Origin of the sequence: Mucilaginibacter jinjuensis (assembly GCF_028596025.1) — a bacterium.
In the GTDB taxonomy this organism is placed as follows: domain Bacteria; phylum Bacteroidota; class Bacteroidia; order Sphingobacteriales; family Sphingobacteriaceae; genus Mucilaginibacter; species Mucilaginibacter jinjuensis.
The window spans coordinates 99,817-122,163 of the sequence record NZ_CP117167.1; the positions used below are offsets into that span (position 1 = coordinate 99,817).

21 protein-coding genes are annotated in these 22,347 nt (G+C 42.2%); 12 read left to right on the plus strand and 9 right to left on the minus strand.

From position 1 onward, the window contains the following. Nucleotides 1-40: 40 nt before the first annotated feature. The gene (locus tag PQO05_RS00465) at nucleotides 41-256 is read right to left on the minus strand and encodes a hypothetical protein (RefSeq protein WP_273630662.1); all 216 of its coding nucleotides are present in this window, start codon (nucleotides 254-256) and stop codon (nucleotides 41-43) included. 120 nt (nucleotides 257-376) lie between these two features. On the opposite strand from PQO05_RS00465, the gene PQO05_RS00470 reads away from it, so the two are divergent. Together PQO05_RS00470 and PQO05_RS00475 are read left to right on the plus strand one after the other, a co-directional pair. Then, nucleotides 377-961, plus strand: a complete 585-nt coding sequence (locus PQO05_RS00470; RefSeq protein ID WP_273630663.1) for a porin family protein — start codon at nucleotides 377-379, stop codon at nucleotides 959-961. A gap of 141 nt (nucleotides 962-1,102) precedes the next feature. Then, complete coding sequence (locus PQO05_RS00475; protein ID WP_273630665.1) at nucleotides 1,103-1,951, plus strand: DUF2911 domain-containing protein; 849 nt, start codon at nucleotides 1,103-1,105, stop codon at nucleotides 1,949-1,951. Nucleotides 1,952-2,071: 120 nt separating this feature from the next. Here the strand turns inward: PQO05_RS00475 and PQO05_RS00480 are convergent, their stop codons facing one another. Continuing rightward, on the minus strand, nucleotides 2,072-2,254 hold the full coding sequence (locus tag PQO05_RS00480) for a hypothetical protein (protein ID WP_273630666.1): 183 nt from the start codon (nucleotides 2,252-2,254) through the stop codon (nucleotides 2,072-2,074). An 82-nt stretch (nucleotides 2,255-2,336) separates the two neighbouring features. Next, the gene (locus tag PQO05_RS00485) at nucleotides 2,337-4,808 is read right to left on the minus strand and encodes a PIG-L family deacetylase (protein WP_273630667.1); all 2,472 of its coding nucleotides are present in this window, start codon (nucleotides 4,806-4,808) and stop codon (nucleotides 2,337-2,339) included. Between the two features lie 193 nt (nucleotides 4,809-5,001). Between PQO05_RS00485 and PQO05_RS00490 the strand changes: the two genes are divergently transcribed. Genes PQO05_RS00490 through PQO05_RS00505 form a run of 4 tightly spaced genes read left to right on the plus strand, consistent with a single transcriptional unit; the run spans nucleotide 5,002 to nucleotide 9,622 of the window. Further along, the gene (locus PQO05_RS00490) at nucleotides 5,002-5,652 is read left to right on the plus strand and encodes a TetR/AcrR family transcriptional regulator (protein WP_273630668.1); all 651 of its coding nucleotides are present in this window, start codon (nucleotides 5,002-5,004) and stop codon (nucleotides 5,650-5,652) included. Then, a complete protein-coding gene (locus PQO05_RS00495; protein ID WP_273630669.1) occupies nucleotides 5,633-6,988 on the plus strand; it encodes a TolC family protein in 1,356 nt (451 codons plus the stop codon). Before PQO05_RS00490 ends, PQO05_RS00495 begins: the two co-directional genes overlap by 20 nt. A gap of 17 nt (nucleotides 6,989-7,005) precedes the next feature. Next, on the plus strand, nucleotides 7,006-8,067 hold the full coding sequence (locus tag PQO05_RS00500) for an HlyD family secretion protein (protein WP_273630670.1): 1,062 nt from the start codon (nucleotides 7,006-7,008) through the stop codon (nucleotides 8,065-8,067). A 13-nt stretch (nucleotides 8,068-8,080) separates the two neighbouring features. Next, complete coding sequence (locus tag PQO05_RS00505; protein ID WP_273630671.1) at nucleotides 8,081-9,622, plus strand: DHA2 family efflux MFS transporter permease subunit; 1,542 nt, start codon at nucleotides 8,081-8,083, stop codon at nucleotides 9,620-9,622. A gap of 341 nt (nucleotides 9,623-9,963) precedes the next feature. Here PQO05_RS00505 and PQO05_RS00510 read toward each other — a convergent pair whose 3' ends face one another. Together PQO05_RS00510 and PQO05_RS00515 are read right to left on the minus strand one after the other, a co-directional pair. After that, nucleotides 9,964-10,548: a carboxymuconolactone decarboxylase family protein gene (locus PQO05_RS00510; RefSeq protein WP_273630672.1), complete on the minus strand. Its 585-nt coding sequence runs from the start codon at nucleotides 10,546-10,548 to the stop codon at nucleotides 9,964-9,966. Between the two features lie 73 nt (nucleotides 10,549-10,621). Continuing rightward, complete coding sequence (locus tag PQO05_RS00515; RefSeq protein ID WP_273630673.1) at nucleotides 10,622-11,167, minus strand: peroxiredoxin; 546 nt, start codon at nucleotides 11,165-11,167, stop codon at nucleotides 10,622-10,624. Between the two features lie 186 nt (nucleotides 11,168-11,353). On the opposite strand from PQO05_RS00515, the gene PQO05_RS00520 reads away from it, so the two are divergent. Further along, nucleotides 11,354-11,794, plus strand: a complete 441-nt coding sequence (locus PQO05_RS00520; protein WP_273630674.1) for a MarR family winged helix-turn-helix transcriptional regulator — start codon at nucleotides 11,354-11,356, stop codon at nucleotides 11,792-11,794. Between the two features lie 58 nt (nucleotides 11,795-11,852). Beyond that, on the plus strand, nucleotides 11,853-12,845 hold the full coding sequence (locus PQO05_RS00525) for an NADP-dependent oxidoreductase (RefSeq protein WP_273630675.1): 993 nt from the start codon (nucleotides 11,853-11,855) through the stop codon (nucleotides 12,843-12,845). A gap of 84 nt (nucleotides 12,846-12,929) precedes the next feature. On the opposite strand, the gene PQO05_RS00530 is transcribed toward PQO05_RS00525, so the two are convergent. Continuing rightward, nucleotides 12,930-15,041: an LruC domain-containing protein gene (locus tag PQO05_RS00530; RefSeq protein ID WP_273630677.1), complete on the minus strand. Its 2,112-nt coding sequence runs from the start codon at nucleotides 15,039-15,041 to the stop codon at nucleotides 12,930-12,932. A 228-nt stretch (nucleotides 15,042-15,269) separates the two neighbouring features. Here PQO05_RS00530 and PQO05_RS00535 point away from each other — a divergent pair, with 228 nt between their 5' ends. Then, nucleotides 15,270-16,130: a class I SAM-dependent methyltransferase gene (locus PQO05_RS00535; protein WP_273630678.1), complete on the plus strand. Its 861-nt coding sequence runs from the start codon at nucleotides 15,270-15,272 to the stop codon at nucleotides 16,128-16,130. 78 nt (nucleotides 16,131-16,208) lie between these two features. Here the strand turns inward: PQO05_RS00535 and PQO05_RS00540 are convergent, their stop codons facing one another. Then, nucleotides 16,209-16,934, minus strand: coding sequence for a zinc metallopeptidase (locus tag PQO05_RS00540; RefSeq protein ID WP_273630679.1), 726 nt, complete (start codon nucleotides 16,932-16,934; stop codon nucleotides 16,209-16,211). A gap of 48 nt (nucleotides 16,935-16,982) precedes the next feature. Here PQO05_RS00540 and PQO05_RS00545 point away from each other — a divergent pair, with 48 nt between their 5' ends. Beyond that, entirely contained in the window at nucleotides 16,983-18,131 is a 1,149-nt protein-coding gene (locus PQO05_RS00545; protein WP_273630680.1) for an NAD(P)/FAD-dependent oxidoreductase, read from the plus strand. Nucleotides 18,132-18,254: 123 nt separating this feature from the next. Here PQO05_RS00545 and PQO05_RS00550 read toward each other — a convergent pair whose 3' ends face one another. After that, entirely contained in the window at nucleotides 18,255-19,559 is a 1,305-nt protein-coding gene (locus tag PQO05_RS00550; RefSeq protein WP_273630681.1) for a UDP-N-acetylmuramoyl-tripeptide--D-alanyl-D-alanine ligase, read from the minus strand. Nucleotides 19,560-19,634: 75 nt separating this feature from the next. On the opposite strand from PQO05_RS00550, the gene PQO05_RS00555 reads away from it, so the two are divergent. Both PQO05_RS00555 and PQO05_RS00560 read left to right on the plus strand, forming a co-directional pair. Then, nucleotides 19,635-20,246: a DUF1349 domain-containing protein gene (locus PQO05_RS00555; RefSeq protein ID WP_273630682.1), complete on the plus strand. Its 612-nt coding sequence runs from the start codon at nucleotides 19,635-19,637 to the stop codon at nucleotides 20,244-20,246. 139 nt (nucleotides 20,247-20,385) lie between these two features. Then, on the plus strand, nucleotides 20,386-20,868 hold the full coding sequence (locus tag PQO05_RS00560; protein ID WP_273630683.1) for an HXXEE domain-containing protein: 483 nt from the start codon (nucleotides 20,386-20,388) through the stop codon (nucleotides 20,866-20,868). Nucleotides 20,869-21,112: 244 nt separating this feature from the next. Here PQO05_RS00560 and fabV read toward each other — a convergent pair whose 3' ends face one another. Next, entirely contained in the window at nucleotides 21,113-22,309 is a 1,197-nt protein-coding gene (gene fabV, locus PQO05_RS00565; RefSeq protein ID WP_273630684.1) for an enoyl-ACP reductase FabV, read from the minus strand. Between the last annotated feature and the right edge of the window lie 38 nt (nucleotides 22,310-22,347).

Consider the following 22,347-nt stretch of genomic DNA (forward strand, 5'->3'; position numbering starts at 1 on the left):
AAGATAATTGACGGTTAACGATAAAGTTAACCACTTAGTTTCACAATCGGTTATTGTCGATGTTAACTAACGCTTTTTTTAGCGTAAATATTACGTATTCGCGGTCGCGGTTAACCAGGCCGGCTAAACGATCAATCAATTGATCTTCTTCTCCTGCGTTATATTGTAATTGATCGTCGGTAAGATGATTATATTTGCGCTGAAGTTTAATTTTAACCCTTTTCCAATCGGTATTGTTAATGCTGATGGCTGACATAGTGTATAAATATTTTAAACAAAAATATAAAATTAGCGCTTCACAGAGGGTACAACTTAAGCATATTAAACCTTTATTTACAAAACAAACACAGATACCTTGAAAGCAGGATTAAACCTTATGAAAAAAGCCTTATTCAGCATAGCATTGCTTGTTACATTAACCTTTGGCGCGAAAGCACAATTTATACTGGGTGTAAAAGGCGGTGCCGACTTCTCCAGAATAAAGGCCGATAACTTATCAGCGTCAACATTAACCGGTTACCAGGCAGGTATATTTATGCGTGGCGGTAACAGTGTGTTTTTTCAGCCGGAAATTTATTTAAATAGCAGCGGCAGTAAATTTACTGCTCAAAATGGTGGTGCTTCTGCAGGTGGCGAAAGTGTACGATTTACTAACATTAGCTTCCCATTGCTTTTTGGTGGCGCTTTCGGCCCCCGGAATATGAATTTCCGCATACTGGGTGGCCCGGTTTATTCTGCTATAATTGATAAGAACAGGCAGTTTTCGGATGGGTTTATTGCTACCCACCCGGGCATATATAATTATGTAAGCAACACGCTAGGCTATCAGGGCGGCATTGGCGGCGATATTGGCGCATTTACCATCGATCTCCGTTACGAAGGCGGGTTAACGCAAATTAATAAAGATTATAGTCAGCGGCAAAATATGTGGTCGCTGTCTTTGGGCTTTAAGGTACTTTAAGGTAGAGAAACAAGAATCGAGAGCCAAGAAACAAGATTTGGGCTGCGTTTGTCGCAGCCTTTGCTTTTTTATCTTGTTTCCTGTTTCTTGGCTCTTGTTTCTAAAATGTATCTTCGCTCAAGCAATTAAAACCTCTTAAACATGAAAAAAATATACCTACAATTAATGCTGCTGATGGCGGTATGCTGTTCGCTGCAAGTAAATGCACAGGGCCTTAAGTTGCCGCAGGCAAGTTCTGGCCAAACCATTACGCAGGAGTTTGGGCTGGGCAATATCACCCTAACCTACTCGCGCCCGAATGTGAAAGGCCGTAAAATATTTGGCGTAGGCACATTGCAGCCTTATGGCGAAGTATGGCGCACGGGTGCTAACCAGGCTACCGTTATTAAGTTTAGCGATGATGTAACTATTGAAGGGAACAAAATCCCTGCCGGGGAATATGGTTTGTTCAGCATACCGGGTAAGGATGAGTGGACCATCATTATCAACAAAACGGCTAAACAGTGGGGTGCTTACCAGTATAAAGAAGCTGATGATGTGGTTCGTTTTAAAGTAAAACCATCAAGTGTGAAAGATTTGGTAGAAACCTTTACCATGCAGTTTACCAATGTAAAACCCACCACCTGCGATTTAACTTTTGCATGGGAGCACACAGCCATAACCTTGCATTTAACTACTGACGTTGATGCCCGTGTAATGGCTAACATAGATGAAGCCATGAAAGGCGAAAAGAAACCCTACTTTGCCGCTGCCCAATATTATTATGAAAACAATAAAGATTTAGGCAAAGCATTAGAATGGATGAACATTCTTGAAAAAGGCGACCCTAAAGCTTATTACTATAAAGTATGGAAAGCGCGCATCCAATTAAAGATGGGCGATAAAGCAGGTGCAATCTCAACAGCTACCCAAGGCGTAGCATTAGCCAAGGCAGATAAAAGTGATGAGTACGTTCGCTTAAACGAAGCGGTAATAGCGCAGGCCAAGTAATAGCAGAAACAGAATAAAGACAAATAAAAAAGGTATGCCGAAAGCATACCTTTTTTGATATAGAGCTTATCGTTACAAGAACGATAATGGATTTATAAAAACAAAGACTTGTTGAAAAGCTTAGTCGTGGCTGCTTTTAGCAAGTGTTTTAAGGAAAAGGGCTGCGGTTAATAAACCTAATACGCCGCCAACTAATATCCAAACAATACCTTTTTCAATAATGGCGCCTGTAAACAAACCAGATACCAGGGCAACTATGTAATAAATATAGTCGTAGTTTTTTTCTTCTTCGTGTTGTGTCATAACTTTTAAAAGTAGTGTGGGCAAAAGTAATGCATAAAATTTTCTGTAGCAATACGTTTGTGATATAAAATGATGCTGTTTTTTACTTTTTAGGGTTGCTTAACAGGTTTACAAACAAACGGTATGCTCCCGGCACGCCGGCAGGCAACTCGCGGAAAAAGGCTAGCGAGGTATAAACAAACCTTCCTTTGCCATAATCTGCCGTAATTAATGAACCTTTGTTGGGTGCTTCATTAGGGTCGTTCATTAATAGCGGGGTGTGATAAGTAGCATCAATGTTACTCACAAAGTATAAGCCCCGCTCCTGGATCCAGCCGTCAAAATCTTTCTTGGTGATCTTATTCGGGTAGTTTAATAACGGGCTTGCTGGCTCTGTAAACGTAACAACGGCATCCTCATTGGTAACGCGCTGATTCACTACCGTAAATGGATACGGGCCGGGATGTACCAATACGCCCACATTATTATTGTACTGTACCACCAGGTTGCCGCCGTTTTTAACATAGTCCATCAGCTTTGGTTGCTCAAATACTAAACGTTGGCTTACATTATAAGCGCGAACGCCGGTTATAATAGCATCGTATTTAGACAGGTCATCATTCAGTACCTCATTTTCTGTTAACTCGTGTACCTCATAACCAACCTGCTGTAAAGCCTCAGGCACTAAATCACCTGCTCCTGCAATGTAGCCAATCTTTTTACCGGCCGTTTTCAGGTCGATGTTAACCAGCTTGGCTTGTGCAGGAGGGAATAAAGTAATGGTCGGGATATGCTCGTAACGGATCTGCTGAAAACCCAGTGAGCTTTTTTCGCCATTAGCTTCGGCCACAGCTTCAATAACATTAACATGCGGGTTGGCATCTGCCGGGCTAACGGTAAAGTTTACAGTCCACTCATCACCTTTATTTTTGTCGGTGTAAGCGATGCTTGCCGGACTGATCTTCCACCCTGCAATTGGCTTCAGGCTGATATTGCCGCTTGCTTTGGTGAATGCCTTTAATTTAACCTGTATGGTTTGCGACTGCTGGCTGTTGTAGATATAATCTTTATTAACAATGTTGGCTGTTAACGCAGGGGCGATGATTAATGGCTGATAAATTTCGCCGCGTGCAGGGTCAACATATTTATATTGTACAGGTACGTCATAACTGATTGGTTTACCCGCAATGGTAAATACTACGTGCATGGCGGGCGGTATATTTTGCGGCAATGTTTTTTGGGCTACATCCCCTATCGAATCCAGGTAACCTGTGCTGTACATGGCCACGCCGTGCGGATATTTTAACCAGTAAGGCTGGGTAAGTTCGGTAGCTTTAAAGGTTGAGTTAACTGTTTTCAGGATATTAGCTGCCAGGTTCTCGTGGCCATCCGGTTTATCTGCATCGGTTTTATAGCTAACAGATGTAAGTGTAACCTGCGCATCAGAACGAACGATCATCTGGGTGCTTACATCAACGTTATCGCCTTTAGCATACATTGGTGCGGTGCAATAGCTCTCGAACCATAAACCGGCACACTCGGCAATCAGGTTTTTTAGTTGCGCTGCTTTCTGGTTTCGCCAGTAAACATCCGGCACTTTTTCTACCATACCAAGTAACCTTACCAATGCAGGAACTGACAATTGCGGATTAGCCGGATCGAAAACTTTATTAATGATAGACAGGTTCGCTTCAATTTCATTACCGCCGTTTACACGTTTCCACGAAGTGTTTACGCCATCCATAATGTCATTCTGCGGTGCATCGCCCAAAATAGTTTTAAAATAATCGAAAGCCTGGCCGCGCTGGCGTGCCGAACCAAAGCCTTGTGTTTTATGGTTCGAACGGCTTTCGGCAGCAATTTCGCCGTAACTTTTACCTAAGTAACTGTTGTATCCACCAACATCAATCTTAAGCTGATTGTCGCTGGTGGTATTTACCGAACCGAAGTTGAAGGTATTCCACAACAGGCGTTTTACCTGCCATGGTTTAACGTATTTTAATTGTTCAGGGAAACGGCTTGGATCGGCAGCTGCAGTGAATGCTTCCTGCGCCAAAATAGCCGATGAGGTATGGTGGCCGTGTCCGCCTTCTCCCGTTGTAGGAAAACGACAGATCATTACATCGGGGCGAAAATTACGGATCACCCAAACTACGTCGCTCAATACTTTTTCGCGGTCCCAGATCTTCAGGGTTTCATCCGGTCCTTTAGAGAAACCGAAATCATTGGCGCGACTAAAAAATTGTTCGGCGCCATCCATCCGGCGGGCAGCCAGTAACTCCTGGGTGCGTATGGCCCCTAACAGTTCGGCCTGTTCGGTACCGATGAGGTTTTGTCCCCCATCGCCGCGTGTAAGCGATAGGTAACCGGTACGGTAATGGCGTTCTTGTGCCAGGTATGCTAACAGGCGGGTATTCTCATCATCGGGGTGGGCGGCAACATATAGTACGCTGCCCAAAACGTTGAGCTTTTTAAGGTCCTGCTCAATATTTGCCACGCTTGCTGGTGGCGCAGTTTGAGCGAAAACTTGTTGGAAACTTAATATGAAGGTAAACAGGTAAATGAAACGTTTCATTATAATTTGTAAAAAAATAAGCGCGCAAAAATTTGTTTGTGCAAAGTAAAAACAAAATCTATTGTTGATAGTATAAATTAAAGTTAATCAACCGATTAAAAATATAGGGTTGATAAGCAATAGTTTACATCAAACAGACAAATCCACCAACAACTAATCAATCGTTTGATTAATTTTGTGCCGGATTAAAAAAATGGACAAGGACAAGATAGATAAGAAAGACCATATTTTAGAAGTAGCCGAAAGGGTATTTTCTGAAGTAGGGTACGACGGAGCTTCGACACGTATGATATCTGGCGAAGCCGGTGTAAACATGGCCATGCTTAATTACTATTTCGGTTCGAAAGAAGGTTTATTCTTAGCCATCTTCGAACACCGCATAGCCACTTTTAGAAGTTTGTTGGCTGATATTAACAATGATGAAAGCACAACTCCCTGGGGCAAAATTGAAAAATACATCGATACCTATGTTGATCGTATTTTCAGCAATAATTGCTTTCAGAAAATGCTTTACCAGGAATTGAGCGTTGGTAAGCGTGGTGAGCTGAGCGATAAGATCAACAAAATACTTTTAAACAACGTAAACCAATTTTTCAAGATCGTTCAGGACGGTATCGATTCCGGCGATTTTAGAAAAGATGCAGACATCCAATTGATTTGCGCTACCATTTATGGTATTAAAAACTATATCATGAATACGCCTTATGTATCATCTGAAATGTTTGGTTTTGACATGAAAGATGAGAAGGAACTGGAAGAGAAATTTAAGCCACGCCTCAAAAATTATTTAATAGCGCTGTTAAAACCATATTTAGTTATAGAACATGATCACACAAATAAATAAAATCATCAACCTTAAATTTAAAGCATTAGGCCGGTACGGTTTAGTGCTGGCAGGTTTTAGCCTGCTCACATTTACGGCCGCTTTTGCACAGGACAGAACGCTTACTTTAGACGAGGCTATAAAATTAGGCCTCGACAACAGCAAAACGCTGAAGCTATCGCAATCAAAGATAGACCAGGCGGTTTCGCAATACAAGCAAGCTAAAGATAAAGCCCTGCCAACTGCAAGTGCAAGCTTTATGTACACCCGCGCACAAATACCTGCAAACACACTGGCATTTGGCGACCAAAGTTTCTCTTTACCTAAAAGTGCGAATGCAAACCTGGGTACTGTATCTGCCGATGAGCTGATCTGGGGCGGTGGTAAACTGCGTTTGGCACAACAATCAACAGACTTGTTAGTGAAAATATCGAAACTTGATATTGATAAGGATAAAGAAGATATCACTATCGACATCATCAGCGAGTATTACAACCTATATCGCATACTGCAAAGCCAGGGTGTAGTTGTAGAGAACTTAAAATCGGTTGATCAGCAGATCCACCAATCTCAACGCTTTTTCGAACAGGGTTTGGTAACTAAAAATGATGTATTGCGTTTCCAGTTACAACGCTCAAACATCGAGTTAAACGGCATTGACCTGGAGAGCAATCGTAAAATTGTTAATTACAACCTTAACGTATTGTTAGGCTTGCCAGAGGATACCAAAATTAACATCAATCACCTGCCTACGCCAACTAACGCGGCAGCACCATTGCAAAACTATTTAGATACCGCAATGGCTAACCGCAAAGAGCTGAAACAACTGGGCTTGCGTACAGAAGTTGCAGAAACCAATATTAAAAGTATTATGGCTGACAGGTCGCCAAAATTATCGGCCTCTGCAGCAGCATACTATTTAGATATAGCTGCCAACCCGCTGCCAACTCACGATAACTATATCACCCCACTTACTTTAGGCTTATCGTTATCATGGAACTTCAGCACACTTTGGACCAACAAAAACAAAGAGTCTGAAGCACGCATCCAACGCGACCAGGTAATTATCAACAAAAACATTGAAGTTGATAATGTGAAAGACGATGTGAATAAAAGCTACCAGAACTATGTAGCGGCAATGAATAAGATTAACCTGTTACAAGTTTCTATCGATCAGGCAACTGAGAATAACAAGTTACAGGAATCTAAATACCAAAACTCTACCGGTACGGTAACAGACCGTGTGGATGCACAATCATTATTATACCAGGCAGAAATTAACCTGGAGTTGGCTAAAGCCGAAGCAGGCCTTGCTTACTATAATTTAATTAAATCAACCGGAACACTTAATAAATAATAAACTCACGAAATAAAATGGCACAGGAACAAGAAGTACAAGAAACAGGAAAAAAGAAACCCAATAAGGTAGTTCCTATCATATTAGGTGTTGTCTTACTGATTGGTATCGTTTTCGGCGTAAAAGAATATATATATTTCAGCAAACACGTAGATACTGATGATGCGCAAATTGATGGTGATATCAGCGCTGTTGTAGCACGTGTTGGTGGTTATGTAGATACTATTGGTTTCGAGGATAACCAACACGTAACCAAAGGACAGGTTTTGGTTAAAATTGATCCCCGCGATTACCAGGTTAAACTAGAGCAAGCATTAGCCGCACAAAAAGGTGCCGGTGCAAGCATCGGTGTTGGCCAGTCTCAAATTTTCCAGACCACTGCAAACTCTGCAAGCTATAAAGCACAGGTTGCGGCAAATGCAGCTCACTTAGATAAAGCGCAAAAAGATTATGCACGTTATGCAAACCTGGTAAAAGACGGTTCTGTTACCCAACAACAATACGACCAGGCTAAAGCTGATCTGGATGTTGCTAAAGCAAATTATCAGGCTGCTAAAGACCAATACAATGCAGCGGTTGTACAAATTGGCACAACCCGCGATCAATTGAAAGTTACCAATACCGGTGCTGACCAAAGACAAGCTGATGTTGATTTTGCGAAATTGCAATTATCATACACCACTGTTGTTGCCCCTGCTACTGGTGTAACTTCTAAAAAGAGCATCCAATTGGGTCAGTTAGTACAAGCTGGTCAAACATTGTTTTCAATTGTAAACGATAACAGCCTTTACATTACTGCAAACTTTAAAGAAACACAATTGACCGAGATTAAAAACGGCCAGAAAGTTGATGTAGAAGTTGATGCTTTCCCAGATATGAAACTGGAAGGTACTGTATACAATTTCTCACCTGCTACAGGTGCTAAATTCTCATTATTACCTCCGGATAACGCTACAGGTAACTTTGTGAAGGTAGTGCAACGTGTGCCGGTTAAAATTAAAATTAACGCAGATAAAGCTACTTTAGATAAACTGCGCCCGGGCATGAGTGTAAACGTGTCTGTTATTACTAAGGACTAAATAACAATTAATTATGGCTGAAACCGGCTTTAAAAAATGGATTATTACAATCACTGTGATCACGGCTTCATTGTTGGAGCTGATTGATACCACGATTGTAAACGTAGCGCTGCCCCACATACAGGGTAACCTGGGCGCCACCCTAACGGATGTGGCCTGGGTAGTTACCGGTTATGCAGTAGCCAACGTTATTATATTACCTATGTCGGGCTGGCTGGGAAGCCGTTTCGGGCGTAAGCAATATTTTCTCGCGTCAATTATCGTATTTACCATTGTGTCGTTCCTGTGCGGTAATGCGCATACCATGAACGAGCTGATCCTCTTCAGGGTGATACAAGGATTTGCCGGTGGTGGTTTAATCTCGACGGCCCAGGCTATCCTGATAGAAACCTGGCCGCGCGAAGAGATTGGCACTGCTACAGCCCTGTTTGGTTTAGGCGCGGTAGTAGGGCCTACAGTTGGGCCTACCATTGGTGGCTGGATTGTAGAGAATTACTCATGGCCGTGGATCTTCTACGTAAATATACCCGTAGGTGCGCTTGCGGCCTTCTGTACCATAACCTTTATACGAGAGACGCCCAAGGATACAAGTAAACCTGTTGACTGGTGGGGTATAATCCTGCTGGCTATTACAGTAGGTAGTTTGCAAACCATATTAGAAAAAGGTGAGGATGAAGATTGGTTTGCCAAAACTTACATCCTGGTACTTTCTATCGCGGCTGTGTTAGGCTTCTTGCTATTCTTATGGCGCGAGTTAAGTACAGACCACCCGGTGGTAAACTTTAGCATTATGCGCCACCGCAGTTTCTCTGTGGGTATGGTTACCTCATTTATATTGGGCTTCGGTCTATACGGTTCAGTATTTGTGTTCCCGGTATTTTGCCAGAACCTGCTGGGCTTTAACGCACAGCAAACGGGTGAGCTGCTATTCCCCGGCGGTTTGTGTACCATTGCAATGATGCCATTTATTGGCAAAATGCTTAACAAGGGTATCCCTGCACAGTTTATGGCAACTATTGGTATGTTCCTGTTCTTTGTGTTTACCAATATGCTGAGTCACTCTACACTGGCAACAGGCCAAAGCGATGTACTGGTTCCGTTGTTGATCCGTGGTGTTGGTATGGCCCTGTTATTCGTACCACTAACCACCCTTGCCATGGCCGACCTTAAAGGCCCCGAAATTGGCCAGGGTTCTGGTTTAAATAACATGATGCGCCAGTTGGGCGGTTCGTTTGGTATTGCGGTATTAACTACCATCATCCACACCCGCCAGGGTCTGCACCGTAATAACCTGCTGGTAAATATTAACCAGTACAACCCGATCTTTACCGATCGTTTCAATGGCTATGTGCACGCCTTTATGGCCAAAGGAAGTTCGATGATTGATGCCACCAGAATGGCATACCAGGCAATGGAAGGTGTCGTTACCCGACAGTCACTTTTGCTTACTTATGATGATGCTTACTGGTTGTCTGGACTGGTGATGTTGTTCTCAATCCCACTGCTCTATCTGCAGCCATTTAAGAAGCTGAAAGCGGTAGCTGATGCACACTAAGTAGCATAAACCTGCTTATTTTGCATTACTTAAATAAGTAATAAAATTATATCGATCCCGGCTATAAAAATAGCCGGGATTTTTTGATTGTAGATAACATCAAAAGGAAAAAGCCGCTCAGTTGACCTCTGAACGGCTTATCCAAAAAAATACAATTAAAAAAGTAGTCTTTCCCCCGAGCACACACGACTATCAGTATAATGGAAACGAGGTTGCTTAATCTTCTATAAAATTAAAGAATTTATTCAGCTAAAAGCAAAAATTTATTAACAAATAATTAAAAGATAAAAGCCTCTATATGAATATACAGAGGCTTTTTGTATGGTATTAATCAACAAGTGTTAATAAACCACCTTGCCTGTTGCGGTTACTAAAGAAGCGATTCGCACAGCGTCGAAAATGCGCTCCTCGGTAGTGCCTAATTTGATCAGGGAGTCCTCGTGGGCGTTAACACACATCTCGCAACCGTTGATGGCTGAGATAGCAAGGCTCATTAGTTCGAAGAATTCTTTACCTGTTACCGGCTTCATCATCAACTGCATACGAATACGTGCAGGGATTTGGGTGTACTTTTCTTTTTGGGTAAAGTGCCTAAAACGGTAGAATACGTTGTTTGATGCAAGCAATGATGCACAACCAACAGCCTCAGCAATATCGGCAGCGGTAGCGCCTTGTTCTTCGGCGTATTTGGTATAATAATCAGCCAGTGGCTTGTTGGTGTTGTTAATAGCGGTGCTTAGACCTAATAGCGCGCACTCCTTAGCACTTAAATGCTCTGAAGTAAGTGTGCTGGTAAAGTTTAGCTTTAAATCGCGTACATAGCGCGATTCGCCTTTTTCTAATAACTCAAGTGCTGTGGTGCGGTAGCTTTTATCTACGGCTACACTCTCTAAAAGCTCTTGTATTACATCTGTAGTTTCGCTCATTTTTGTTTGTTTTTTTGCAGACAGAAAATAACAATCCCCGTAAGGATGGCTCACGGGGATTATAAATGTTTAATTAAACGGTTAAAGTTTCTTCGCCTTTTTCCCAGTTACAAGGGCAAAGTTCGTCAGTTTGTAAACCGTCCAGTACACGTAAAACTTCTTTAACGTTACGGCCAACGTTTAAATCGTTAACACATACCCAACGTACAACGCCAGTTGGGTCGATAATGAAAGTAGCACGGTAAGCAATTTTTTCAGTTGGTTCTAAAATACCCAGGTCTTCAGCTAATGATTTTGAAGTATCAGCTAACATTGGGAATTTAAGATCGCGCAGATCATCATGGTTTTTTCTCCATGCAGCGTGAACAAATTCAGAATCAGTAGAAGCACCGATTAAACGGGTATCACGGTCGCGGAATTCACCATAGTTTTTGTTGAATTCGGCAATCTCAGTAGGGCAAACAAAAGTGAAATCTTTTGGCCACCAGAACATTACAGTCCAAACGTTATCATCGTTAACTAAAAAGTCAGAAGTGATGTCTTCAAACTCTTTACCTTTTTCTATACTAACTACGGCTTTTTTATTAAAAGCAGGAAATTGTTGACCAATTGTTATCATAATAGTTTATCTGTTATTTATATGGCAAATATACGGCTAAATCGGCAGGCTTCCAGATTGATTGTTTAGATGGGCTATAGGAAATATCTATGACGTGCATTGGTATTATAGATACTTGCTGTGTTTATTAAACGTAATAATTTTCTTCAATAAATTAATATCATCCATGGATTGTATATTTGCCTTATGAAAATTGAAGATGAGATTAAACAGGAGCAATTTGTAGTCCCCCAACACAAGGCCGGTATGAATCTGATTTTCACTGCAAACTGGCTTTTGAGCGAGATTGCTGTTACATTAAAACCCATCGGGTTATCATTACAACAGCTCAATGTGCTTGCAATTTTAAAAGGCCAGCCCAACCAAACAGCAAACGTTAACTTAATTAAAGAACGCTTGATTGACAGGATGCCTAATGTATCGAGACTTATCAATAAATTAATGGAGAAAGGCCTGGTTCAAAAAGATCGGGATCATTCAGACCAACGGGTTGTGTTTATTAAGCTAACTGCTGATGGGGAAAAATTGGCTGTTAAGGGACGTGAGCTTTTCAATAAAGTAGCTTATGGCATTAACGCCGAAGAAGCTGAACTGTTGAATGACCTTTTGAATAAACTGAGGGTATAAAAAAAATTTACTTATTTATAATCCATGGAATATAAATCCATGGATTTGTATTAATGTTATGAAAAACAAAACAATTAAACTAAAGAACAGACCTGTAGGAATGCCGCTTATTTCGGATTTTGTTACGGTTGAGGAGCCAATGCCGTTAGTTGGCATCGGAGAAATACTTTTGAAAGCTGTGTATATTTCAGTCGACCCCTATTTACGCGGTAAAATGTCTGGTACTAAAGAGCCCCGTTTCGAAATTAATGAGCCTATAACATCAAAGCTGATTGCAGAGGTTGTAGAATCGAAAAATGGAAAATTTAAGAAAGGTGAGTTTGTTAGCGGTTATCTTGACTGGAAAGAATACCAGGTAAATGACGGTACGGGAGTTCAGCAAGTAAATGCTAAAGATGCTCCCCTAAGCGCTTATTTGGGTGTGTTAGGAATAACGGGCTTGTCGGCATATTTTGCATTATTAGATATCGGGAAACCAAAACGCGGTGAAACACTTGTTATTTCGGGTGCGGCTGGCGCGGTGGGCAGCATCGCCGGTCAAATCGGGAAAATTATGGGATGCTATGTGGTTGGCATTGTGGGTACAGACGAAAAAGCTGAGTTGCTGACTACTAAATTTGGATTTGATGCTGCTATTAATTACAAAACCACTCCGGATATAAGACAGGCAATTGCAGCAAGCTGCCCTAATGGAGTTGATATTTATTTTGACAATATAGGCGGCGAAATTTCTGATGCGGTAATTGCTAATATGAACCCTTATGGCCGCATCCCGCTTTGTGGATCTATTTCTAATTACAATGATACAGAACAGCAGAAAAGCCCAAGCTTACTGCCAATAGTGGTTTATAAATTTCTTACCGTACAGGGTTTCCTGATTGCCAATTTTGCCGAAAGGTTTCCAGAGGCCGTTGCTCAGTTAACAAGGTGGTTAAATGAAGGTAAATTAACTTATTCGGAAACGATAGTAGACGGATTTACCAACTTACCGCAAGCGTTTATTGGCCTTTTTGAAGGCAAGAACACAGGTAAAATGTTGGTGAGGATTTAAATCTAAATGAGGGTTTCTTTTAAATAAGAAAAGCCACCGCGCCCTTAGGCTGGTGGCTTTCTGGATATATTAGATAGTTAAAAATTATTTGCTGTAAATGTTGCTGCTTACACGGTAACCGCTTGCTGTGTTGCTGTACCAGTCAAGGAAACTAACACCTGCAGAACCTGCCCAATCAGCAAAGTGTGGGTAAGCTTGCGTAATGTTAACAGTTTCAACAGGGTAGCTAAAGTCGCCGGTGAAGCTGATAGCCCAAGGCCAGTTTTCTTTAGATACATAGTAACGGCCAGCAGAAGGTGATGAGTTATCATCGGCTGTGCCAAACAGTGCTGTGTTAGCTTTATCTGTTGGTGCATAACCCGGTAAGTGGATCTCATAACCGCGGCGCAGGTTGCTGATCAAGAATGGATTGAAGTTAGCAATTGCTAAAGTTGAAGCCGCTACAGGTGTGTTAAAGTTAATATCAACAGTAGCTGTTTTGCTGGTTACTTTATCTTTAGCAGTTAAAGTGTTGATGAAGAACGCACCGTCAGGGTTTTTAGCTAGGGCTTCGTGGTTATCAAACGGAATAATTACCGCTTTGCTTTGGCCTGCTTCTACCCCATTTGATGCTAATGAAATGTAGCTGCTGATGAACTGTTGACCAGTTACCGAAGACACTGCCGAAGCCGGAACCGGTAATTGTACACCGAAACCATTGTGGAATGAAGCACCTGCTGCACCAACCATGTAATCGCCTTTTAATTCAACAACCTGGTTTGAAGCATTGCTGATGAATGTATAACGATATTTAACCAACAGGTCATTCATGTCATAATCGCCTTTGCTTGGGAAATTATCTTCGTAAGCTAAGCTGGCATAAGTGCTTGCTGATGGGTAGTAGCTGATATAAGCTCTTGCCGGATCTGTAGGGAAAGCATCCAATGCATCCGGAACACCGTCGCCATCGCTATCGCCGCCTTTATCAATTGGGGCTACACCTGTACCAGAGATAGCTGTGATTGGGTTAGAAGTTGCGTATACAACTAAGTCATTAAAGTCGTTGTCAGAACCACCATTTTGTCTGTTTTGATCTTCAAAACCTAATAAGTAAAGTTTGTGAACATCATCATATAACATTACAGTGTGTTTTCTTAAAGCTGCAGTGTTCTCTGGGTTAAACTCGTCCTGGGTAAAGAAAGCAGTGTTGCTGGTATTAACACCACTACCTGTCCATGCATTTTGAATTAATACAAAGCCGATAGTTGTACCTGCATCAAAAGTGCCTAATTTAACTTTATCACCAGCTTTTAAGCCACCACCTGAACCTGCGCCCGAAGCGTTAGGGAAAATATAAGTAACCTTATCAATACCATTAGCATTGGTACCACCTAACACTTGTGTTGGCGGGTTGCCGGTTTTGTAGGTATAGTAAGCCAATGTGTTTTGGTAACCTGCACCTTCTGATACGAAAGTAACCCAAACGTCTGATTTTGCAGTTACGTTAATAGCGTGAACAGCATTTGTTGCCAGGTATGAAGGATGTGAGGTTGTTACCGGGGTACCTTCTGGCAATGATGCGTTTACATAAGAAAGTAATGAAGCATCGATAACATCACCGGTTGCTTCTAAATAAGCTGGACGGCCTAAATTAGTTGGGCTTGTAAACGCGTTAGAAGAAGTGTATCCTGTTGGATAAACCACATCTACCGAAGTTGTACCATTAACCATGGTGTGGCTTGATGAAGTACCTGTAGCTACGCTGTTAACGGCATCGGGGATAATATCGCCGCTGTAACCGCTTTTACCGCCGATAACTACAGTGGTTGAACCGTTGTTGATAGCAGCAGTTGCATAACGCATTAAACCTACGTAAGCAGGGTCGATAACTATTTTATCAAGCGAAGTAGCAACAGTTACTTTACCGGTTAAGTTACCAGATTTATCGGTAACGCCTTTAAATAATGAAGTTGAAGGATCGGTGTTACCCGGAGCATAAACACTAACCACAACGCCTGCGATTGGGCCGCCGTTATTGTCTTGCAGGGTAACATTTAAATTAACTGTTTTAGTAGTAGCGAAGTTGAAACCATCCGGTGCGATTTTATTTCCGATGGTTGTAGTTGGGCCTGTGCCCGAATTGTTGTTGTTGTCTTTCTTACATGATGTAAAAGCCGCAACAGAGGCTAAGGTTAAAAGTGTAAATAATTTTTTCATAAAAGTTTTTAACTATCGTAATACCTCGTTTAGAGATTTCGTTTAAGGCAAATAAAGCACCAAAGTGTTAAACCATTATAAAACCGCTGTAACAAGCTTGTAAAAAGGCATTCCTAATAGTTGTGTGTTGTAACTTGTAGAAATTTGTGGAAATATTTCAACGCATTTTGTGGTGATTGGGGAATATTGCATTTATTAAACTGAAAATATTAGTAGTTTGCGGTACTCATGATTGCCAAACTGAAACAAACTGCACGACAAACTTTAACCGCGATACAAAAAGCGTTCGCTAAAAATATTGATCATCTGTATTCAGAATCGCCTTACAATAAATTGATAGCAGAGCTGGATAATAAAAATGATTTTGCAAAATATAAGTCCTACACTCAATTCCGTGATGATTATGAAAGTAAGGTATTAGCGCTGAATGCTAAATATGTGAAATTGGCCGGCGTAACTTATCATCTTAATGCTTTTAAAGATGTGATGAGTTTGCGAGAAGCATCGACCGACGATAGCGGGTTAAACTCGCGGATGCGCTTCTGTTTATCAATTATTAAGCAATATTTTTCGGGTGCAAAAAAGGTATATTTGTCCGAGCATGATACCTTGTTTCACCAAGTTTTAGCGAAGGAGACGGAATTCGACCTAACTACCAGTTATTATAAACCGGGCGCAGCTTTACACCAGGATTTAACAGCGCTTACTTATCCCGATAACTCATTTGATCTGAGTTTATCATTTGAAGACCTGGAGCATATTCCAGAATATAAAAAGGCCATTGCCGAGCTTTACCGCGTTACCAAACCCGGTGGGCATGTACTTTTGAGCACCCCTTTCGTTATTGATTATGATAAAACGTTGGTAAGGGCAACGATAAATAAAGCAGGAGAGATAACCCATTTGTTAGAACCCGAGTATCATGGCGACCCTGTTATTCCGCAAGGTATCCTTTGCTTTTACCACTTTGGCTGGGATTTGCTGGATGATTTCCGCACGGCAGGTTTTTCCGACGTTAAAATTATAACGGGTTATGATACCGGCAAAATGATGCTCGGCCTGCAGCTTTTTATCATGGCTCAGAAATAAGCTATAAAACAAAAGGCGTTAAATAATTAACGCCTTTTTTATGTCTTGTCTCTTGGTTCTCGATTCTTGCTTCTCTTCTTAGTTTCGTCTGTTTAAGAACGAAATATAATAAAGCAGTGTTGCTAATGAACCCAAGGCCGCAACCACATAAGTCATGGCTGCCCACCATAAGGCATCTTTAGCCTGCTCGTGCTCCTGGCTGCTTTGCATTACGCTGTAATTATTATTTAACCAGGCTAATGCTCGCTGGCTGGCATCAAACTCAACAGGCAGGGTAATAAAGCTAAACAGGGTAACTAAAGCCAGTGCAGCTATCCCAATTATTAAGATATAAGGGTTACTGGCAAAAATCATCAGCATAACACCGATCATCAAAGTCCACTGTACTAAGCGCGAAGCCACACTAATAACCGGCACAATTGCCGTACGTAAACTTAACCAGCTGTAAGCACGTGCGTGTTGTACAGCATGCCCGCATTCGTGTGCGGCAACGGCTGCTGCGGCAACACTGCGGCTGTAATAAACATCGGGGCTAAGGTTTACCGTTTTGTTTTCGGGGTTGTAATGGTCGGTCAACTGGCCTTCAACAGAAATTACCTGTACATCCAGAATGCCGTTATCGCGCAGCATTTTCTGTGCTACTTCTGCTCCGGTTAATCCCGATGATAATGGAATCTCGGCATATTTCTGAAACTTGCTTCTAAAACGGGATTGTACGATAAAGCTCACTAACGCCACGCCGATCATCAAGACCCAGGCAGAAGAGAAGCCTATATATGCGGTTATAAATGAGAAATGTATCATATTTATAGTTTCAATTAGTATTTCAAAAAGTATTCCGAATCAGAGAATATGACAGCCACTAATCCGACATTCTCCTACTGGGAACGTACCACATTTATTGATAATGCAGATGTAGTTATAATCGGCAGCGGGCTTGTAGGCTTAAGCGCCGCATTACATTTAAAACGCAAAAAACCCACACTAAATATAACGGTTTTAGACCGCGGCTTATTACCCAGCGGTGCCAGTACCAAAAATGCCGGATTTGCCTGTTTCGGTACTGTTTCTGAGCAATTGGGCTATATAGAACGATCATCCGAAGCAGAAATGCTGCGAATGGTTGATTACAGGTACCGCGGCTTACAACGCTTGAGGGCTAACTTGGGCGATAACAATATCCGTTATGAACAGCATGGCGGATTCGAATTGTTTACTGCTGATGAGAAGCAGGAAGCCGAAACCGCAATAGAAGCCATACCACACCTCAATAAATTATTAAGCGCCGTTATTGGTGATACTGACATTTATGCAGTTGCGGATGCTAAAATTGCAGGCTTTGGTTTTCAGGGTGTTAGCCGGATGATTGTTAATAAACACGAGGGCCAGATTGATACAGGCCACATGATGCGTGCGCTGCTTTATAAAGTGTATGAAGCAGGCGTGTTGGTGTTGAATAATTGTATGGTTGATAGAATTGAGCACAAAGATCATCACCAATCCATACATACTAACCAGGGGATATTTAAGGCGAAAAAGGTAATTGTGGCCAATAATGCCTTTGCCCGCCAGCTATATCCCGATCTGGAAGTAATCCCTGGCCGTGGACAAGTGCTGGTAACCAAGCCCATCGCCAACCTAAAACTTAAAGGCACTTATCACTTTAACGAAGGCTATTATTACTTCCGCAATATTGATAACCGGGTACTATTTGGCGGAGGCAGAAATTTGGATTTCAAGGCAGAGGAAACAGTGGATTTTGGTAATACCGAACAGGTCAAAAATCACCTAAGCCAATATCTACATAGAATGATTTTACCCGATCAAGCTATAGAAATTGATTACTGGTGGAGCGGCATTATGGGTTTCGGCGAAGAGCTGAGCCCGATTATAAAAGAGCTGCAGCCCAATGTATTTTGTGCCGTGCGATGCAATGGTATGGGTATAGCTATGGGGAGTTTGGTTGGTGAAGAGGTTGCGGATCTGGTACTAAAGAACTAAGCAATCTACTCCCGTCATGCCGAACTTGTTTCGGCACCCCACAGGACAGGTCGCAAACATTGCATATCGTATGCTTAGCGAATGGGATGCCGAAACAAGTTCGGCATGACGGAAACGAAGCGTTTAAAACAACTCCACCAACCTTTCCAACGCCATTCCTCTCGAACCCTTAATCAACACCGTTGAATGCTTAACCGGCTTTTCTTTCAAAGCTTTGATGGCATCATCAGTAGTTTCATAAAAATCAGCACTGAAACCTTGTTTTAGATCAAAGAATGCCTTACCAATAAAGATGCGCTGGTTAACCGGGGCGGCAATGGCTTTCTGGATAATGGCTTCGTGCTCTGCGGCAGATTCATCACCCAGTTCAAACATGTCGCCCAATACTAATACCTTGTCTTTAGCATCCATGGTGCTGATATTATCTATCGCTACAGCCATGCTGCTTGGGTTGGCGTTATAATAATCGCAAATGAGGGTATTACTCGCAGTCTGTGTAATTTGCGAACGGTTGTTAGTTGGTTGATAGCTGCTGATACCTGCATTAATTTCGGCATCACTCATTTTAAAATAAGTGCCGATACAAATGGCTACCAGCATATTATCGAGGTTGTAGGCACCGGTTAAGTGCGAATCAACTTCGTGGTTAATGCCGTTTTTGCCCTTCCATGCTAAAGAAACATACGGCGCATTTTTAGTTACCTTTCCGGTGATTAAGTTGCCTGAATCCTGCGTTCCGTAACCGATGGTATTTTGTAAGTCACGTGCTGCTTTCATTTCGGCCAGCACCGGGCTATCAGTATTGATAAAGATAATGCCGTTGGTGGCTTGCAGGTAATCGTACAATTCACCTTTGGCAATTTTTACACCTTCTGTACCACCAAATCCTTCGAGATGCGCTTTACCAACGTTGGTAATCAAGCCGTGCGAAGGTTGAGAAATGGTACACAGCATTTCGATCTCTTTCTGGTGATTGGCACCCATTTCTATCACCGCCATTTGGTGACTTTTGTCGACTGATAGAATGCTCAGCGGCACACCAATATGGTTGTTGAGGTTGCCCTCGGTAGCATAAGTATTAAAATGCTGTGATAGCACAGCTTTGATTAACTCTTTAGTAGTGGTTTTACCATTGGTACCTGTTAAGCCAATAACGGGGATCTGCAATTGCTTGCGATGGTAGCGGGCAAGATCCTGCAAGGTGGTTAATACATCATCAACCAAAATATATTGTTCGCCGAGGCGGTATTGGGCATTGTCAATAATGGCATAAGCAGCGCCTGCTTCAATAGCTTGTTGGGCAAAGCTGTTGGCATCAAACTTATCGCCCTTTAGGGCAAAGAATAAACTGCCCTTCGCAATTTTGCGGGTATCGGTACTAATTACAGGGTGCTGTAAAAACAGCTCATAAAGTTTTTCGGTAACCATGATGTAAATATACAGCGAAGCGGATAAATTGTTATTAGATTTACACCGATATCCCTGCCAACGTTTAACATCTATATGAGAAAATTTCTATTAGCCATTGCGCTGCTATCTGCAACGCTTGCGGCTTCTGCTCAAAATAGCAAAAACATGAAATGGTTTAATCAACCTAAAACCTGGAAAGCTTACCCCGATTCATTAACCATGACCGTTGACCCCGATACGGATTACTGGAGAACTACTCATTATGGCTTCATCCGCAATTCGGGGCCTTTCTACTACCAGGAAATAGCCGGCAACTTTGAAGCTACAGTGAAAATCACCGGGCATTACGAAGAGCTTTTCCATCAGGCGGGATTAATGGTGCGTATCGACAATAAAAACTGGATAAAAACCGGGATTGAATATGTGGATGGCGTGCAAAATGTAAGCGCCGTTGTTACGCGTGATGTATCAGACTGGTCGGTTGTACCACGTAATGATAGCCCTAAATGTATCTGGTTAAAGTTGTTACGCAAGGGCGATTATGTACAGATCCAATATTCGTTTGATAATAAAGATTTCAAGATGCTGCGCCTGGCCTACTTCCCGCCAAATGTGAAGGCGCAGATTGGTATGGTGGCTGCTGCACCGGGTAAAAAGAGCTTTGCGGTAACGTTCGAGGATTTTAAAGTAGAAGTGGTTAAATAAGATATCCGTTTACCGGAAAATTTCCGCCATCCACCGTTTTTATCTTCAGCCTAACCGTTTGCTCATTGTGCAGGGGGCATAGCCGGGGTACATTTGTTTCAACAAAGCAAATTACCAGCAGATGAAAATGTATTATTTAATGGCGTGCTTACTACCTATAGCTATCATAGCGCACGTTATTGAAGAGTGTGTTTTCCCTGGCGGATTTATCCAATGGTACAGAGACAAACGGCCTGATATTGCATCGGGTATTACCAAGAGCAGGTTGGCCATTGCAAACCTCATTTTTATAACGCTCTCATTTATGCCTATGCTGTTGGGGCCAGGTACCCAGGGCTTATCGTGGCTGTTGTCGCTCTCGTCCATTACTGCTGTAAATGCTTTATTCCATATAGTTGGCAGTGCCCGCACCAAAAGCTATTCGCCCGGCGAAGTAACTGCTATGTTTATCTATCTACCCCTAACTATCTACATTAACTGGGAGCTGCTGGCTACACATGCCATCACATTAGACTATGCAGGTAAATGTTTTTTGGTAGGGATAGCCTATCATATATGGTCGGCCTATAGCCATGAACAAAGGGCCACAGAGTTTGAGGAGTACCAATCGGCTAATAAATAAACCGAACTTCAAGAATGAACCAATAAAAAAGGCTCCCTGATCGGGGAGCCTTTTTTATTTTATGTCGAAATTAAGCTTAATTCCCCTCTTTAGAGGGGGCGGAATGGACTGTGTTGTGGCAGGGGTGTGTTATTGAATTAATATTATAAGAACACACCCCTGCCCCTCTCAAGAGGGGAGTCTAACGGGCAAACAAAAAAGGCCTCCTGTTAAGAAGACCTTTTGTTATATTGTTAACTGTAGATTACTCAACCAAGCCCGAAACTTGTACCATTTCATCAACTTCGATACCGTAAGTTACTCCCGGTACTTCAAAGCCAAACAGGTTCATAAAGTCAGAACGGTATCCGGCCAAATCGCCAATTGAAGCCAGGGCTTCGGTATCAGCTTCTTTCCATAACTCGTCAACTTTAGCTTGTACATCGGGGCGCATTTCCCAATCGTCGATACGCACACGGCCTTTTTCGTCAGTTGGGATGGTGCCGCCATTGTATAAACGTTGCTCGAATAAACGCTGGATCTGCTCGATACAACCTTCGTGAATGCCTTCTTCTTTCATCACTTTATAAAGTAATGAGATATACAAAGGAATAACCGGGATAGCCGAACTTGCCTGTGTAACTAATGCTTTGTTTACAGAGATCAGGGCTTTGCCGTCGATATCTTTCAGTTTATCATTGATCTCGAAAGCGGTAGCTTCCAAATGATCTTTTGCACGGCCGATGGTGCCTTTGCGGTAAACTTTCTCGGTTAATGCAGGGCCAATGTATGAGTAAGCAACGGTAAGTACGCCGTTAGCTAATACGTTAGCTGCTTTCATCTCATCAATCCACATGCCCCAGTCTTCGCCACCCATTACTTCAACAGTATTGGCAATTTCTTCTTCGGTAGCCGGGTTGATCGAAATTTCTGACACTACGCCGGTATGGAAATCAACGGTTTTATTGGTAAAAACTTCGCCAATTGGTTTAATAACCGAGTTGTGCGCTACACCGGTTTTAGGGTGTGTGCGGCGAGGTGATGCCAGGCTGTAAACAACCAAATCAACCTGACCTAAATCTTTTTTAATCAGGGCAATGGTTTTTGCTTTGATCTCGTCAGAGAAAGCATCGCCATTAATGCTTTTGGCATAAAGGCCAGCCTCGTGAGCTTGTTTCTCAAAAGCGGCAGTATTGTACCAACCTGCTGAGCCCGGTTTGCCCGGTGCAGGTGGTTTTTCAAAGTAAACACCAACGGTTGAAGCATCTGAACCGAAAGCGCTGGTAATGCGCGAAGCCAAACCAAAGCCTGTTGATGCGCCGATTACCAGTACTTTAACCGGGCCGCCATCAATTGCTTTCTTTGATTTGATATAATTAATTTGATTGATCACATTTTGCTCGCAGCCCTGTGGGTGAGAGGTTAAACAGATAAATCCGCGTATTCTGGGTTCTATAATCATAAAAGCTTATTAAAAATCGAGGCATATATAAGGATATT